This is a genomic window from Microbacterium sp. UBA3486 (assembly GCF_002377845.1).
GTDB classification, from domain to species: domain Bacteria; phylum Actinomycetota; class Actinomycetes; order Actinomycetales; family Microbacteriaceae; genus Microbacterium; species Microbacterium maritypicum_A.
The window spans coordinates 1-15,023 of the sequence record NZ_DFQP01000055.1; the positions used below are offsets into that span (position 1 = coordinate 1).

Genomic DNA, 15,023 nt, shown 5'->3' on the forward strand with positions numbered 1-15,023 from the left:
AGCGGGTGCGGGGGCCGGAGCCTCCGGGGCAGGCTTCGGACCGGGCTTGGGACCCGGGGTCGGTGCCGGCTTGGCACCGGGCTTCGCAGCTGCAGGCTTCGCAGCCGCGGGCTTCACCGCGGGAGCGGCGTCAGCGGAGCCCTTGAGCGAGCCATCGGCCTCGATCGCCGCGCGCAGCTTGCGCGCAACGGGCGGTTCGATGGTCGAGGACGGGCTCTTCACGAACTCGCCGAGTTCCTTGAGCTTCGCAAGTGCGATCTTGCTGTCGACGCCGAGTTCGGCGGCGATCTCGTGTACGCGTGGTTTACCAGCCACAATTCTCCTGTCTGAGTCGGTCCACCCAGACAGGGCAGACCACTAGTCGCGGACGGGTCTCATTTCGAGCCGTTCACTTTGTTTCCATAGCTGTTCAGCCTTTGTTTCTTGGTGGGTGCTGTTCGAAGGTCCGTGTGTCCAGCTGAGTGGTCACACGCAGTGCTCGTCCGAAAGCTCGCCGCCGCAGAGCGGCCGCCATGCATTCAGGTGTCGGATGCACCCACGCGCCACGCCCCGGCAGGACAGCACGCTCATCGGGGATGAGGGTGTCGTTCTGGGCCACCACCCGGAGAAGGGCGGAGCGGGGAGCACGCGTGCGACAACCGACGCACGTTCGTACGGGTTCCATCTTACACCTGCGTTTCACCCCACCTCGCCCGCTCCCGGGCGCGGCGGAAGGCCGAAGCCGTGTCAGTCGAGGACGCTGTCCGGCTGGATGTCGATCTTCGCGCCGGTGAGCTTGGCGGCCAGACGAGCGTTCTGACCTTCCTTACCGATCGCCAGCGACAGCTGGTAATCGGGCACCAGGGCACGGACGGCCTTGGTGCTGGCGTCGAGCACGAAGGAGCTCGTCACCTTGGCCGGTGAGAGCGCGTGCGCCACGAAGGTCGGCAGATCGGCGTCGTAGTCGACGATGTCGATCTTCTCGCCCGCGAGTTCCTCGGTCACTGCGCGCACGCGACGCCCGAGCTCGCCGATGCAGGCACCCTTGGCGTTGATCGACGGGTCGTTCGCCTTCACCGCGATCTTCGTGCGGTGACCGGCCTCGCGGGCAAGGGCGACGATCTCGACCAGACCCGCAGCGATCTCGGGCACTTCGAGGGCGAAGAGCTTGCGGACCAGGCCGGGGTGCGTGCGCGAGACCGTGATCTGCGGCCCCTTGAGACCCTTGGCGACACTGGTGACATACACGCGCAGACGCGAGCCGTGCGTGTACTCCTCGCCCGGAACCTGCTCCTCCGGCGGCAGGATCGCCTCGACGGCTCCGAGATCGACGTGGATCATGCGGGGGTTCGGGCCCTGCTGGATCACACCGGCGACGATGTCGCCCTCTTTGTCCTTGAAGTCACCGAGCACGACGTCGTCCGCGATGTCGCGCAGACGCTGGCTGATGACCTGCTTGGCCGCGAACGCCGCGATACGCCCGAAGTCGTCCGGCGTGGCGTCCTCCTCGCCGATGATCGCGCCCTCTTCGTCCTTGACGACCTGCAGCACGGCGACGTGGCCGGTCTTGCGGTCGAGATCCACGCGGACGCCCTCGGGAGTGACGCCGTCGGCGGAGACGTGCTTGGAGTACGCGGTCAGGATCGCCTGTTCGATGATCGCGACGAGCTCATCGAAGGGGATCGCCTTCTCCTTCTCGATCCCTCGCAGCAGACTCAGTTCGATGTCCATGACGGCCTCTCTATTCAGCTCTCGTCGCGCCTGTTCGCACGCGCGACATCCGTACCACGATACCCTGTGCCCACCGGCCCTCGCACGGCGGCGGCAGTGTCGGGATCCGGAGCCGCTCGAGGAGGAGCACGTGAGCACATTCGACACGATCGTGATCGGCGCGGGGATGTCGGGGCTCACGAGCGCCCGCATGCTCGCCGACGCGGGCCGGAGTGTCGTCGTCCTCGAAGGACGTGACCGCATCGGGGGCCGGATGCACACCGACCGGAGCGCCGGATTCTCCGTCGATCTCGGTGCATCGTGGATCCACGGCATCGAGGACTCGCCGCTGTGGAACCTCGTCCACGCGCTCAGGATCCCGGCGATCGAGTACACGGTGGGCAGCTTCCAGGTGGGTGGTCGACCGATCGAGAACTTCGACGGCGAGGGTCATGCCATGGACGACGCAGCCACCTCGCGATGGGTCGCCGACGTCGAACTCGCCGACCGTCTTCTCGTCGAGGAGATCGCCGCGTCCTCCTCCGGCGACACCTATCTCGATGTCACCGAACGCGCTCTCGACCGGTCGGGGCTGTCGCCCGAGCGCATCGACGACATCCGCGAGTTCTTCCGCCATCGGGTCGAGGAGCAGTGCGGCGCGTGGATCGGCGACCTCGACGCGCACGGTCTCGACGAGGATGCGATCGACGGAGACGAGGTGATCTTCCCTCGCGGGTACGACGAGCTGCCGCGGCGCATCGGGGCCGGCCTCGACGTGCGCCTGAAGACGGTCGTGACCCGGGTGAGCCGCTCGGCGGATGGCGTCGTCGTGCACGCGGGCGGCACCGAGTACCGCGCAGACCGGGCGATCGTCACCGTGCCGCTCGGCGTGCTCAAAGCTGGGACGATCACCTTCGCACCGACGTTGCCGGATGCGGTCGCCGGTCCCGTCTCACGGCTCGGGATGGGCGTCTTCAACAAGGTGTTCATCCAATTCCCCGAGCGGTTCTGGAACGAGGAGAGCTATGTGATCCGCGCGCTCGGCGAGGCGGGCGAGCACTGGCATTCCTGGTACGACGTCTCCGCCGTCAGCGGCATCCCCACCCTGCTGACCTTCGCCGCCGGGCCATTCGGCCGCCGGATGCAGGGCCGTCCGGACGACGAGATCGTCGCCGACGCGGTCAGCGCGCTGCGTCTCCTCTACGGGGACGCCGTCGGCGAGCCACTCGCCCACTGGGTCACCCGCTGGGGTGAGGACGAGTTCTCGAACGGCTCCTACTCGCACCTCGCGCTGGGCTCGACGCATCACGATCATGACGCGCTGGCGGGACCCGTCGACGGCGTTCTGCATTTCGCCGGCGAGGCCACCTGGGGTGACGAGCCGGCGACGGTCGGCGCGGCGTTCTACTCCGGGCACAGGGCCGCGGAGCGCATCCTCGATCGTCCGGTCGACCTCGCGGACTTCGCCGCCCGTATCACCGCGCGGGAGCAGACGGAAGTGCGTTGATCGCACCGATCAGCCGGAACAGGTTGCCCACCTGGCGCTGATCCAGGTGCAGGATCAGACGCGGCAGGTCGAGGTTGTCGTCGTCGGCCACCTCCGGCGGCCGCGGCTCCGTCCGCTCGATCCGTCCCGACGAGAGCATCGAGGCGAACTGCTCGTTGAGCGTCTCGATCTCGGCATCCGTCGGCTCGGCCCGCAGACGCAGCACCAGCGCGTCGCCGACCCATCGCAGCGAGTCGTAGTTGTGCCAGAAGCCGGTGATCTCCGCCCGGGCCGCGTCGACCGAATCGGTGATGACGACGCGGTCGAAGTCGCCCTCCGAGATGACGCCGGTCGGGGCGAGGTGGTCGTCGATGAAGCTTCGCAGCCCCTGCCAGAAGGTGCCGCCCGGCTCGTCGAGGAGCACGATGGGCGTCGGCTCCGCCTTCCCCGTCTGCTGCAGCGTGAGCAGCTCGAACATCTCGTCGAGCGTGCCGAAGCCGCCAGGGAGGCAGATGAATCCGAGCGATTCCTTGATGAGCATGAGCTTGCGGGTGAAGAAGTACTTCATCGCGACCACGTGGTCCTGGCCCGCGACGAAGCCGTTGGGCTTCTCCTCGAAGGGCAGGCGGATGGAGACCCCCAGGGAGAGCGCGGGGCCCGCGCCCTCGGAAGCCGCCTGCATGATGCCGGGGCCGGCTCCCGTGACGACCATCCAGCCGTCGCCGGCCAGTGCGGCGGCGACGTCGCGGGCGGTGAGGTAGAGCGGATCGTCCTGCCGGGTTCGGGCCGAACCGAACACCGTCACCTTGGGGACTCCCCTGAACGGCGCGAACAGGCGGAACGCGTCACGCATCTCGGCCAACGCCGCCGAGGCGATCTTCAGGTCGAGCCGATCGGCGCCGTCCTCGCCGAGCAGGATCGCAGTGCGCAGCATCCGCATCACGAGCCTGCGGTCGGTATGCACTCCCGCATCGTCGAGGACGGCGTTGATCTCTGCACTGAGCGCTTCGGGGAGGGGTTCGTCGATCATGTCTCCAGGGTGTCATGCTCCGGAGCGACCGTCGCCGCGTGCCACGCCGTCGCTCAGACTCCGCGGGACTCGTCGACGGCCGCCCGGATCTCGTCGTGCGGGAGCGCGAAGCTCCTGTGCCCGTCGCGTCCGGTCATGTCGTCCGCCGCGACGAGGGCGTTCCACACGGCCTCGTCCACGGCCTGTACCGCTGCCGTCAGGAAGGGATCGATCCGCCCCCACGGGATCAGGCGCATGGTCTCGTAGACCTCGTCGCTGCTGTCCGGGAACTGCGACATGAGCGCACCCTCGTTCGCGGTGGAGAATGCGAGGACGATGTCACCCGAGAAGTGACTGCCCGCTGTGCCGCTGCGGCCGAGACCCAGGGCTCCTCGACGAGCCAGTGCCGCGCACTGCCCGGGAAGGAAGGGTGCGTCCGTGGCGATGACCACGATCGCGGATCCGGCTCCTCCTGGAGCATGCTGGCGCCGCTCCCGAGCGAACCAGTCGTCCTCGCCCATCGGGTTCGGTGCTGACGATCGTGCGCCCAGGTCGATGCTGCCGAGCCGAAGCTCCTCGCGCGCACCGAAGTTCGCCTGGATGAGGACTCCGACGGTGTATTCGGCACCGCCGTACGCCACCGTCCTGGACGCCGTGCCCGTGCCTCCCTTGAAGCCGTAGCAGTTCATCCCCGTCCCTCCCCCGACGTTCCCCTCCGCCGGTGCGGCGGTGCTGGCCGCATCCAGAGCCGACCACGCGTCCTCGGGCGTGATGTGACCCCCGTTGATGTCGTTGAGGTACCCGTCCCAGGTCTCCCCGACGACGGGCAGCATCCACTGGGCCGCGACCTGCGGCGCGACCTGCGCCACCCAGGAGTCGATACCGGCATGCACGGCCCCGACGCCATGCGAGCTGGTGATCCCGATCGGCATGGACAGCGATCCTGACTCGTCGATCCATGCGCGGCCGGTGAGCTCGCCGTTGCCGTTGAAGGAGTGGACGGCTGCTGCACAGGGCACGCCCACGCCTTCTCGGCCCCGGGGCAGGACGGCGGTGACGCCGGTGCGGACGGCCTGCGCCCCCTCCCCTGCGACCATGGTGCGATACCCGACGGCCACGCCGGGGACGTCGGTGATCGCACCATCGGTGCCGCTGCGTCCTGCGAACGGAATCCCCAGATCTCGTGCCCTGGCACGCCTGCGCGACAAATCCGACGTCATCGAGGAAACCACCATGTACTCCACCCTTGCTTGAACGTTTGTTCAGAGACTACGCCATCTGCCCAATGTTTTGCTTGACTTAACTCGGCATCGGCTCTTGAATCTCTGTTCAAGTGCTCGTATCGCCCGATACGCTCCTCCCGACAGCAGATTCCGGAGCCGCAGATGTCTCAGCCGAATCCCTCCGTCCCGACGACCACGACCACGACGCTCGCGCAGCGGCGTCTCGGGGTCTGGGCGATCGTCTTCTTCGTCGTCTCCGCCGCCGCGCCCCTCACGGTCGTCGCGAGTGCAGCCGCCACGGACTTCCGTCTCGCGGGCATCGGCGGCCCCGGTGCGATGCTCGCCAGCGGTGTCGTGCTGATGCTGTTCGCCTTCGGTTTCACCGCGATGTCGAGGTACGTGCGCAATACGGGCGCCTTCTACGTCTACGGCGCACGGGGTCTCGGCAAGCCCGTCGGTATCGGCATCGTCTTCGTGACGATCTTCTCGTACACCGCCCTGTGCATCTGCTTCTACGGTTTCGTCGGGTTCTTCGGGGAGATGACGTTCTCCGCGCTCTTCGGCATCGACCTTCCCTGGACCGTCTACGCGCTCCTGGCGCTCGTCATCGTCGGAGTGCTCGGCTACCGCAAGATCGATGTGGGCGCGAAGGTTCTCGGCGTCCTGCTCACGGCGGAGGTCGCCATCCTGCTCGTCCTCGCGGTCGCCGTGCTCGCCGCCGGCGGCCCCGAGCCGATCTCGTTGGCCTCTTTCGCGCCCGAGAACGTCTTCTTCGCCGCCGGGAGCGGCGCGCTCTTCGTCTTCGGGTTCGGCGCCTACCTCGGCTTCGAGAGCACGGCGATCTACGCCGAGGAAGCGCGGGATCCGGCGCGCACCGTGCCGGTCGCGACATACATCTCGATCGCGTTCCTCGGTGTCTTCTACGCCTTCACGTTCTGGATCCTCACGGTCGCCTTCGGGATCGAGGGCGTGCTGCGCCTCGCCCTGCAGGACGACTTCCAGGACATGGTGTTCCACGCCGGCGACGCATACCTGGGCGCGTGGGCGTCCGTGACGATGCGGGTGCTGATCGTCACGAGCTTCTTCGCCTGTCTCCTCGCTTTCCACAACGCCAGCTCCCGGTATCTCTTCTCGCTCGGACGGGAGCGTCTGCTGCCGTCGTGGCTCGCGCAGACCCAGCCGACGACGCAGGCTCCTCACCACGCCAGCCTCGTGATCTCGATCGTCTCGATCGTCGCCATCGCGGTGACGATCGTCAGCGGAGCGGATCCCTTCCTCGGCTTCGCGCTCCCTGTGTACTCGATCGGCGTGGCCGGGCTGGTATTCGCCCAGGCCGTAGCGGCGATCGCCGTGGTCGGTTTCTTCCTGAGAGGACGGCGAGGGCACAGCATCTGGCGGGTGCTGGTCGCCCCCGCGCTCGGGGCACTCGGTCTGATCATCGGATTCGTCCTCATCGCGACCAACTTCGATCTCGTCACCGGCCTCCAGGGGCCCGTCAACCTCGCGCTCCTCGCTCCCACACCGGTGCTGTTCATGGCTGGCATCATCGTCGGGCTCTTCCTGAAACGGCGTCGCCCCGGCCACTATGCTGAACTCACCACGCTCGTTCCCGACGACGAGTAGCGCCAGGCACGAGGAGGACACGTGGCCGAGCAGCGCAAGCACGCCACCCGACGGGCTGAGCTCATCTCCGCGACCAGACGCGTCGCGGGACGCAGCGGGCTCCTCGGCACGAACGTGCGCGCGGTGGCGGCGGAGGCCTCGGTCAGCACGGGGAGCGTGCTGTACTACTTCTCCAGCTTCGACGAGCTCATGTACGCGACCGTCGAGGGTGTTCTGGAGGAGATGTACGAGAGGCGACGCGCACTCGCCGAGCACGAGCCCGATCCGGCGAGACGTCTGATCGCTCTCATCAGGGCAGGGATCCCAGACGAGATCAGTGACCACCTGCGAATGGCGTACGAGAGCATCCCCCTCCTGCGTGAGCAGCCCCAGTATCGCCCCCTGCACCGTTCCATCGTCGAGCGTCAGGTGGCCCTCTATCGGTCGACGATCGAGATCGGCACAGCGCTCGGAACCTTCCGTCCCACCGCCGACCTCACCGTGATCGCACGGAACCTCGTCGCGCTCGAGGACGCGTACGACCTCTACCCGCTGATCGGCGTCGAGCTGGGAGCGGAGACGTACCGGTCGAACATCCTGTCCTACGCCCGCACCGCTCTCGACTGCGATCTCGATACCTGAGCACTGCCGTCCACTCGCTTGCCTTCCGGGATGTCGAGCATGGAGCATGCCCGGCTGTCAATGCCCATGCGCAGGGGTGCCGCAGGCGGCACGCTGACATCATGACCGAGATCACAGGACCCGAAGCCCTTGCCCGCGTCGTCGAGCTCGAGGAGGACATCGACATCACGATGCTCACCACCACCGACGACGACGGCAACCTCGTGAGTCGGCCGATGTCGACCCGGCAGATGGACGACGCCGGCGACATCTGGTTCTTCACGGCCGAAGACACCGAGAAGGTCGATGAGGCACGCAAGCACCGCGATGTCGGCCTCGCCTACTGCGATGCGAAGGGGATGCGCTACGTGTCCGTCGCGGGAACGGCAGAGGTCGTGCACGACCGCGCGAAGATGGAAGAGCTCTACTCGGCGTCGCTGGAGATCTGGTTCGCCGACGGCCTCGACACCCCGGGCATCGCTCTCCTCAAGGTGACTCCGAAGGTCACGGAGTTCTGGGAGCCGTCGAAGGGAAAACTCGCCCTCGCTGCCGGAGCACTCAAGTCCCTCGTCAACCGCGATACGCCGGACGACGACATCATGAACCACGGCCGCATCGTCTGCTGACGACGCGGCCGTGGATCTCAGCGTGCGACGGTGAGGCGCTCGACGACCTCGTCGACGGAGATCGCGTCACGGTCCCCCGTGGCGCGATCCCACAGCTCGACCTGGCCGTCGGTGGCCCCGCGGCCGACGATGACGATCTTCGGCACTCCGACGAGCTCGGCATCGCCGAACTTCACACCGGGCGACACTTTGGGGCGGTCGTCGTACAGCACATCGAGGCCGGCGGCCTCGAGCTGCGCGGAGATACCTTCCGCCACCTCGAATGCGACCTGATCACGACCTGCCGCGACGACCTGCACGTCGAACGGTGCGACCGACGCCGGCCAGATGAGGCCCTTGTCGTCATTGTTGAGCTCGGCGATGATCGCGAGGATGCGGGTCACGCCGATGCCGTACGAGCCCATCGTGACGGTGACGAGCTTGCCGTTCTCGTTCAGCACCTTCAGCCCCAGAGCCTCGGCGTACTTCCGGCCCAACTGGAAGACGTGTCCGATCTCCATGCCGCGCGCGAGCTCCACCGGGCCCGAGCCGTCGGGAGCCGGGTCCCCGGCGCGCACGTTCGCGATCTCGACGATGCCGTCCGCGGCGAAGTCACGCCCGGCCACGACGGAGTGCGCGTGCTTCTCGTCGATGTTCGCGCCGGTGATCCAGCTGGTGCCCTCGCTGACGCGCGGGTCGACAAGATACCGGATGCCCGTGGCCGACTCCTCGCCGAGCACCGCACCGGTGGGCGACCAGGGGCCGATGTAGCCCTTCACGAGCAGCGGGTTGTTCTCGAAGTCGTCCGCTGTGGCGGTCTCGACCTCGGCAGGCGCGAAGGCGACCTCGGCGCGCTTCTCGTCGACCTCACGGTCGCCCGGGATGCCGACGATCACGAGTTCGCGGGTGCCGTCGAGGTGGGTCAGCGCGAGCACGACGTTCTTGAGCGTGTCGGCTGCGGTGTACTCGCCTTCGAGCTCTCGGTTGACATGCGCGACCAGCGTCTCGATGGTCGGTGTGTCGGGAGAGTCGAAGATCACCGGGGACTCGTCGGCGTCGTACGCGATCGCCTCGGGCACCGCGGTGGTGAACGCCTCGACGTTCGCCGCATAGCCGCCGGCGCTGCGGACGAAGGTGTCCTCGCCGACCGGAGTCGGGTGCAGGAACTCCTCGCTGCGGGATCCGCCCATCGCCCCCGCATCGGCCTGGACGATGACGTACTCGAGACCGAGACGCTGGAAGATGCGCTCGTACGCGTCGCGCTGCGCCTGGTAGCTGGCGTCCAGCCCCTCATCGGACGAGTCGAACGAATACGCGTCCTTCATCGTGAACTCGCGACCACGGAGCAGGCCAGCCCGCGGGCGCGCCTCGTCGCGGTACTTGTCCTGGATCTGGTAGATCGTGAGCGGCAGGTCCTTGTACGAGGAGTACAGGTCCTTCACCAGCAGAGTGAAGGCCTCTTCGTGCGTGGGCGCGAGAAGGTAGTCGCCACCCTTGCGATCCTGCAGACGGAAGAGCAGGTCGCCGTACTCGTCCCAGCGGCCGGTGGCTTCGTAGGACTCACGGGGCATGAGGGCGGGGAAATGCACCTCCTGCGCACCGGCGGCGGCCATCTCCTCGCGGACGACGGTCTCGATCTTCGACTTGACGCGGAGCCCCAGTGGCAGCCACGCGAAGATGCCGGCGGCCTGCGGGCGGATGTATCCGGCCCGGATCAGCAGCCGGTGGCTGGCGACCTCTGCGCCTGCAGGGTCTTCACGGAGCGTGCGGAGAAAGAAGTTCGAAAGACGAGTGACCACGGAGCAAGTCTAGTGAGCCGCGGTCACTCGTCTTCGACGACGTCAGTTGAGCGCCGGGAGGTTCGCGGGCACGACGCCGCCCGCGTACAGGTCGGCCGCCAGCTCCTGCAGCGCCGTCAGCGCGACCCGCTGCGGGAGCGGACCGTAGGAGATGCGCGCGACGCCGAGCTTCTCGTACTCCGAGGCGGCGAGGGCGCCCGGGATCCCGATGACGCTGATTTTGCGCTCGCCGATGCCCTCGACGAGCTGACGCGTGACGTTCATGTCGAGGATGCCGGGCACGAACACCGCGGTCGCACCGGCATCGAGGTACGCGCGTCCACGCTGGATGGCGTCGGCGATGCTCTCCTGGACGGGCCGACCGCCGGCGCGGACGAAGGCGTCGGTCCGGGCGTTGAGGGCGAACGGCACTCCCTCGGCCTCCGCCGCCTTCACGATCGCCTCGACCGACGCGACGGACTCGTCGAGTGGCTTGAGACGGTCTTCGACGTTCGCCCCGACGACGCCGACACCGATCGCGAGACGAGTGGTCTCCCCCGCGTCGCCGTATCCGTCGTCGAGGTCGGCGGTCACGGGCACATGGACGGAGGCCGCGATGCGACCCACCATGTCGATCATGATCTCGCGCGGGGTGGCGCCGTCGTCGTAGCCGAACGAGGCGGCGATGCCGTGTCCGGCCGTGGCGATCGCCTGCGTCTCGGGGAGGGCGGCGACCGCCCGTGCGGACACGACGTCCCACACGTTCACGACGCGGAGGATCTCCGGTGCGTCATAGAGTCCGACAAGGGTCTGGGCCTTGGCTGCAGTGGTCATGACTCCACGCTAACGCGGGATGACGTCTGCCGGGCCGGTTCGTTTCCCGCTCCGCCTGATCGCCGCGCCTAGGGTGGAGCCATGCCCCAGCGCCGATCACACGTCGCCCCGTCCGCTGCGCAGACCGAACTGGCCTCGGCACTCGCCGGGCTGCGGGAATCTGTCGATGCTCCCCTCGACTTCCCCGACGAGGTCCTCGCCGAGGCCGAGGCATCCACCGCCCCCGTGCCACAGATCGACCTTCGCGACGTCCCCTTCGCAACGCTGGACCCAGAAGGGTCTCGCGACCTCGATCAGGCCTTCCACCTCGAGCGCGCGGGGACCGGATACACCGTTCGCTACGCGATCGCCGACGTCCCCGGGTTCGTCGCACCGGGCGGTGCGGTGGATGCCGAGGCACGGCGTCGCGGACAGACACTGTATGCCGCGGATGGTTCGATCCCGCTGCATCCGCGTGTGCTGAGCGAAGATCGAGCCTCGCTGCTCGCCGACGTCGACCGACCGGCGCTGGTGTGGACCTTCGCCCTCGACTCCAGCGGTGTCGTCTCCGACTTCCGTCTGGAACGCGCGCTGATCCGCTCGCGCGCACAGCTCGACTACGCGACGACGCAGCTGGCGATCGACCGCGGCGAGGACGGCCCGGCGGCACTGCTCCCGGAGATCGGAGCCTTGCGCATGGAGCAGGAGCGCCTGCGAGGAGGAGCGAGCCTGAATCTGGCGGACGAAGAAGTCGTACGTGCAGAGGACGGCACCTATGCGATCGAACGTCGCCGCCCACTTCCCGTGGAGGAGTGGAACGCCCAGCTCTCGCTCATGACAGGGATGGCTGCAGCTTCCCTCATGCTCGACGCCGGAGTCGGCATCCTCCGGACGATGCCGGAGCCGGATGCGGCCGCTTTCGAGACCTTCCGGCATCAGACCGAGGCCCTCGGGCGCCCGTGGACGGCCGGTGCATACGGCGACTACCTTCGCGGGCTCGACCGCGCCGACCCGATGACCCTTCCCGTGCTGGAGGCCGCGTCGTCGCTGTTCCGCGGAGCCGGGTACCTGGTGTTCGACGGCGAAGCGCCGGACACCGCCGTGCAGGCCGCCATCGCCGCGCCCTATGCCCACGCGACCGCTCCCCTGCGCCGACTCGTCGACCGGTGGGCACTGGCGATCTGCCTCGCCGCCGCGAACGGCGAGCCCGCCCCCGAATGGGCGCGCGCATCGCTCGGCGAGCTCCCCGCCCTCATGCAGGAATCCGGCCAGCGTGCATCGCGCCTCAACGCGGCGACGATCAACAGTGTCGAGGCCGCGCTGCTCACGCCCCTGGTCGGCACGACGATCGAGGCGACCGTGATCGAGCTGCGCGGTGAACGCGCAGCCGTGCAGATCGCCGATCCCGCCGTGACAGCGACCGCACCGCTGCCGCCGGGTGCTCAGCCGGGTGATGTCGTGCGACTCCGCATCGTGCGTGCGGACATCGCGAAGGGCGAGGTCGAGTTCGCGATCTGATCAGTCCGTCGACAGCTAGCCTGACGAGATGCAGCACGCCGACCTCATCGAACGGTTCATCGCCTCCGCCTACCCGCGCGCCGAGATCGCGATCGTCGCCGGGAGCACGGCACGCGGCGAACGAACCGCGAGCAGCGACATCGATCTTCTGCTCATCGGCGACGCGCTCTTCGACGACTCGTCGCAGTCCGGCAAAGCCGCGACGCACGAATTCGAAGGAGAGCTCATCGAAGTGTTCGCGTACACACCCGATGGCTTCGACGATTGGGCGCACCGCGGGATCGGCCAGTATCGGCCGGTCATCGTGCATATGCTCGTGGAGGGACAGCCGATCCGGCGGAACCGGTCGTTCGACGAGTTCAGAGCCCGATGGAGCGAGATCCTCACTGCCGGACCGTCGCTCGGCGCCGCAGAGTCCCGGTTCCGGCGCTACATGATCACCGACCTTCTCGACGATCTGCGGGACGCGACGGACGAGCTCGAGCGACGCGTGGTCGCCGACGTGCTTTTCGAGCGGATCGCGGAGCTGATGCTGCTAGGCGACCGCCGCTGGATCGCCACCGGGAAGTGGCTCCCCCGTCGATTGCGCGCTCTGAGCGAGGAGCGCACCGAGCGGCTGAGTGCGCCACTGCTCACCGGAGACTTCGCAGCCTTCGCGGATCGCGTCGAGGAGGAGCTCGATCGAGCGGGCGGACGGCTGCAGGCCGGGTTCGTGCGCTGAGGTCAGGGGGCGGGGACAGCCGTGGTCGTCATGACGAGGAGCTGGGGATCGCTGAGATCGAGTGACACCGTGATCGATCCGAACGCGGCGAGGGAGTCAGCATGGGTTCCCCCGCAGAGGATCACGGCTTCGCCCTCCGGGAGAGAGCAGTGCCAGCGACGCCGGTCGACGATCGTCGGACCCTCGGTCTCGATGCTGCTGGAAGCACCCGAGGCGATCCAAGCGGCCAGTCGGTCGTTCACCCGCGCCTCGCGGTCGGCGAGGGTCGCAGCGAACGTCTCGGTGTCGAAGCCTGCCCTGCGCAGACTCTTGCCGAGCCGGTATTCGTCGACGGCCCCGTCCTCGTGGATACGACTGGACTGGTTGGCGCGACCCTCGAAGTCAGGGTTCCCGAGAGCGTCCTCCCCCGGGTCCTTCCGCCAGAGATCGACGAGGGCCAGATCAAGCGCCAGTGAAGCGACATGACATGCCGTGTGGCCGCGGCTGAGTCCCGCGCGACGGGCACCGTCGACCGCGAGCGCCACCGGTGCTCCCTCAACGAGTGATGCTGGCACGGCACCCTCGATGCGATGCCCGACCAGCCACGTCCAGCCCTCCGCGCCGCGCTTGACCGGGATCTCGCGGCCCACGGCGAACTCGCCCTCGTCGGAGATCGCGGCCATGAGAGCCTCGGTCACCGCGACCGTGACGCCGGCGGCCGTGATGGTTCCGCTGTCGCCCGGCTGATCCGGCCAGGTGTGGTCGACCGGATGGAAGGGCGTCGTGTCGACGACGACGACCGCTCCGTCGGCGAAGCTCTCTACACGTGTGACGATGCCGTCTCCGGCGATGGTCCCGTCCGAGAAGGTCACAGTGGTGGGCGTCGACATGGTTCTCCTCGGATTCGTCGGTGATCTCGACGGTGTTCGCGGCCGTCGGGCCGTCGTGAGAGCGGGGCGGACCCCGGTACGAAAGGTCAGTGGGACGGCGGGATGGTGAAGCTGGCGAGCTTGTCGCCCTCGACGACGAAGATGCCGTCGGATTCTCCGTTGAAGACCCGGCTCGCCCATCCGAAGCGGATGCGGGTCGTGTCGCCGTCGGTCTCGGCGGAGAGCACGGTCATCCGCGCTCCGGCGCCGATCGCGTCGCTGCCTGCCCATTCGCGCACCCCATCAGGGCCGGCCTTGACCGTGCCCCAATCGCTGACATGCCCGTCCGGGGTGAAGGCATCGACGAACGCATCGGTATCCGCCGCGTTGATCGCATCGACCATCACCTGGACAGGCGTGGGCAGGGTGACATCCGACATCACGCGCTCCTCCGAGCTCAGGCCGTGACGACCTGGGCCGTGCCGAGCGGGGCCTCAGGTCCCATCTCAGCGGCGATCCGGTTGGCCTCTTCGATCAGGGTGGCGACGATGTCGGCCTCCGGCACGGTCTTGATGACCTCGCCCTTCACGAAGATCTGCCCCTTGCCGTTGCCCGAAGCCACGCCGAGGTCGGCCTCTCGCGCTTCGCCCGGGCCATTGACGACGCAGCCCATCACGGCGACGCGCAGCGGAACGGTCATGTCCTTGAGCCCCTCCGTCACATTCTCGGCCAGGGTGTAGACGTCGACCTGAGCGCGTCCGCACGAGGGGCAGGAGACGATCTCGAGCTTGCGCTCGCGCAGGTTGAGGGACTGAAGGATCTGGTGTCCGACCTTGACCTCTTCTGCGGGCGGCGCCGAGAGCGACACGCGGATCGTGTCGCCGATGCCCTCGCCGAGGAGGATTCCGAACGCGGTGGCGCTCTTGATCGTTCCCTGGAACGCCGGGCCCGCCTCGGTCACACCGAGGTGAAGGGGCCAGTCGCCCCGCTCGGCCAGCTGCCGATACGCCTTGACCATGACGATGGGGTCGTTGTGCTTGACGGAGATCTTGAAGTCGTGGAAGTCGTGCTCCTCGAACAGCGACGCCTCCCACACGGCGCTCTCGACCA

16 protein-coding genes are annotated in these 15,023 nt (G+C 67.9%); 6 read left to right on the forward strand and 10 right to left on the reverse strand.

Annotated elements, in window-relative coordinates; genetic code table 11:
• From B2869_RS07840 to nusA, 3 genes are all read right to left on the reverse strand, one after another.
• Positions 1 to 315 (reverse strand): translation initiation factor IF-2 N-terminal domain-containing protein (locus B2869_RS07840; protein WP_292764722.1); only part of this gene is annotated, 315 nt, incomplete at its 3' end.
• Positions 316 to 409: 94 nt separating this feature from the next.
• Complete coding sequence (locus tag B2869_RS07845; protein WP_292764725.1) at positions 410 to 664, reverse strand: YlxR family protein; 255 nt, start codon at positions 662 to 664, stop codon at positions 410 to 412.
• Positions 665 to 726: 62 nt separating this feature from the next.
• Entirely contained in the window at positions 727 to 1,710 is a 984-nt protein-coding gene (gene nusA / locus B2869_RS07850; protein WP_021199402.1) for a transcription termination factor NusA, read from the reverse strand.
• Positions 1,711 to 1,840: 130 nt separating this feature from the next.
• On the opposite strand from nusA, the gene B2869_RS07855 reads away from it, so the two are divergent.
• On the forward strand, positions 1,841 to 3,196 hold the full coding sequence (locus B2869_RS07855) for a flavin monoamine oxidase family protein (RefSeq protein ID WP_292764730.1): 1,356 nt from the start codon (positions 1,841 to 1,843) through the stop codon (positions 3,194 to 3,196).
• On the opposite strand, the gene B2869_RS07860 is transcribed toward B2869_RS07855, so the two are convergent.
• Together B2869_RS07860 and B2869_RS07865 are read right to left on the reverse strand one after the other, a co-directional pair.
• Positions 3,165 to 4,205 (reverse strand): TIGR00730 family Rossman fold protein, encoded by a 1,041-nt coding sequence (locus B2869_RS07860; RefSeq protein WP_292764732.1) that lies wholly within the window; start codon positions 4,203 to 4,205, stop codon positions 3,165 to 3,167. The genes B2869_RS07855 and B2869_RS07860 overlap by 32 nt on opposite strands.
• Positions 4,206 to 4,258: 53 nt before the next feature.
• Positions 4,259 to 5,419 (reverse strand): P1 family peptidase, encoded by a 1,161-nt coding sequence (locus B2869_RS07865; protein ID WP_292764735.1) that lies wholly within the window; start codon positions 5,417 to 5,419, stop codon positions 4,259 to 4,261.
• A gap of 150 nt (positions 5,420 to 5,569) precedes the next feature.
• On the opposite strand from B2869_RS07865, the gene B2869_RS07870 reads away from it, so the two are divergent.
• The 3 genes from B2869_RS07870 to B2869_RS07880 all read left to right on the forward strand — a co-directional run bounded on the left by B2869_RS07870 (position 5,570) and on the right by B2869_RS07880 (position 8,256).
• Positions 5,570 to 7,030, forward strand: coding sequence for an APC family permease (locus tag B2869_RS07870; RefSeq protein WP_292764738.1), 1,461 nt, complete (start codon positions 5,570 to 5,572; stop codon positions 7,028 to 7,030).
• Between the two features lie 21 nt (positions 7,031 to 7,051).
• Positions 7,052 to 7,651 carry a TetR/AcrR family transcriptional regulator gene (locus tag B2869_RS07875; RefSeq protein WP_292764741.1) on the forward strand — a complete coding sequence of 200 codons (600 nt, stop codon included), beginning with the start codon at positions 7,052 to 7,054 and terminating at the stop codon, positions 7,649 to 7,651.
• Between the two features lie 101 nt (positions 7,652 to 7,752).
• Positions 7,753 to 8,256: a pyridoxamine 5'-phosphate oxidase family protein gene (locus tag B2869_RS07880; protein ID WP_292764744.1), complete on the forward strand. Its 504-nt coding sequence runs from the start codon at positions 7,753 to 7,755 to the stop codon at positions 8,254 to 8,256.
• 17 nt (positions 8,257 to 8,273) lie between these two features.
• Here B2869_RS07880 and B2869_RS07885 read toward each other — a convergent pair whose 3' ends face one another.
• A complete protein-coding gene (locus B2869_RS07885; RefSeq protein ID WP_292764747.1) occupies positions 8,274 to 10,034 on the reverse strand; it encodes a proline--tRNA ligase in 1,761 nt (586 codons plus the stop codon).
• Between the two features lie 42 nt (positions 10,035 to 10,076).
• A complete protein-coding gene (locus B2869_RS07890) occupies positions 10,077 to 10,847 on the reverse strand; it encodes an isocitrate lyase/PEP mutase family protein (RefSeq protein WP_292764749.1) in 771 nt (256 codons plus the stop codon).
• Between the two features lie 81 nt (positions 10,848 to 10,928).
• Here B2869_RS07890 and B2869_RS07895 point away from each other — a divergent pair, with 81 nt between their 5' ends.
• A complete protein-coding gene (locus B2869_RS07895; RefSeq protein ID WP_292764752.1) occupies positions 10,929 to 12,344 on the forward strand; it encodes an RNB domain-containing ribonuclease in 1,416 nt (471 codons plus the stop codon).
• 28 nt (positions 12,345 to 12,372) lie between these two features.
• Positions 12,373 to 13,065, forward strand: a complete 693-nt coding sequence (locus tag B2869_RS07900) for a nucleotidyltransferase domain-containing protein (RefSeq protein WP_292764755.1) — start codon at positions 12,373 to 12,375, stop codon at positions 13,063 to 13,065.
• 2 nt (positions 13,066 to 13,067) lie between these two features.
• Here B2869_RS07900 and B2869_RS07905 read toward each other — a convergent pair whose 3' ends face one another.
• The 3 genes from B2869_RS07905 to B2869_RS07915 form a co-directional block, all read right to left on the reverse strand.
• Positions 13,068 to 13,934: a hypothetical protein gene (locus B2869_RS07905; RefSeq protein ID WP_292764758.1), complete on the reverse strand. Its 867-nt coding sequence runs from the start codon at positions 13,932 to 13,934 to the stop codon at positions 13,068 to 13,070.
• Positions 13,935 to 14,020: 86 nt separating this feature from the next.
• Positions 14,021 to 14,353: a nuclear transport factor 2 family protein gene (locus tag B2869_RS07910; RefSeq protein WP_136023690.1), complete on the reverse strand. Its 333-nt coding sequence runs from the start codon at positions 14,351 to 14,353 to the stop codon at positions 14,021 to 14,023.
• A gap of 17 nt (positions 14,354 to 14,370) precedes the next feature.
• On the reverse strand, positions 14,371 to 15,023 hold a 653-nt coding region (locus tag B2869_RS07915; protein ID WP_292764763.1), incomplete at its 5' end, for a flavodoxin-dependent (E)-4-hydroxy-3-methylbut-2-enyl-diphosphate synthase.

What these genes read in the sequence shown, in the direction of transcription:
- B2869_RS07845 (WP_292764725.1), bottom strand. Translation starts at nt 664, where the DNA reads ATGGAACCCGTACGAACGTGCGTCGGTTGTCGCACGCGTGCTCCCCGC.
- nusA (WP_021199402.1), bottom strand. Translation starts at nt 1,710, where the DNA reads ATGGACATCGAACTGAGTCTGCTGCGAGGGATCGAGAAGGAGAAGGCG.
- B2869_RS07860 (WP_292764732.1), bottom strand. Translation starts at nt 4,205, where the DNA reads ATGATCGACGAACCCCTCCCCGAAGCGCTCAGTGCAGAGATCAACGCC.
- B2869_RS07865 (WP_292764735.1), bottom strand. Translation starts at nt 5,419, where the DNA reads ATGGTGGTTTCCTCGATGACGTCGGATTTGTCGCGCAGGCGTGCCAGG.
- B2869_RS07870 (WP_292764738.1), top strand. Translation starts at nt 5,570, where the DNA reads ATGTCTCAGCCGAATCCCTCCGTCCCGACGACCACGACCACGACGCTC.
- B2869_RS07880 (WP_292764744.1), top strand. Translation starts at nt 7,753, where the DNA reads ATGACCGAGATCACAGGACCCGAAGCCCTTGCCCGCGTCGTCGAGCTC.
- B2869_RS07890 (WP_292764749.1), bottom strand. Translation starts at nt 10,847, where the DNA reads ATGACCACTGCAGCCAAGGCCCAGACCCTTGTCGGACTCTATGACGCA.
- B2869_RS07895 (WP_292764752.1), top strand. Translation starts at nt 10,929, where the DNA reads ATGCCCCAGCGCCGATCACACGTCGCCCCGTCCGCTGCGCAGACCGAA.
- B2869_RS07900 (WP_292764755.1), top strand. Translation starts at nt 12,373, where the DNA reads ATGCAGCACGCCGACCTCATCGAACGGTTCATCGCCTCCGCCTACCCG.
- B2869_RS07905 (WP_292764758.1), bottom strand. Translation starts at nt 13,934, where the DNA reads ATGTCGACGCCCACCACTGTGACCTTCTCGGACGGGACCATCGCCGGA.
- B2869_RS07910 (WP_136023690.1), bottom strand. Translation starts at nt 14,353, where the DNA reads ATGTCGGATGTCACCCTGCCCACGCCTGTCCAGGTGATGGTCGATGCG.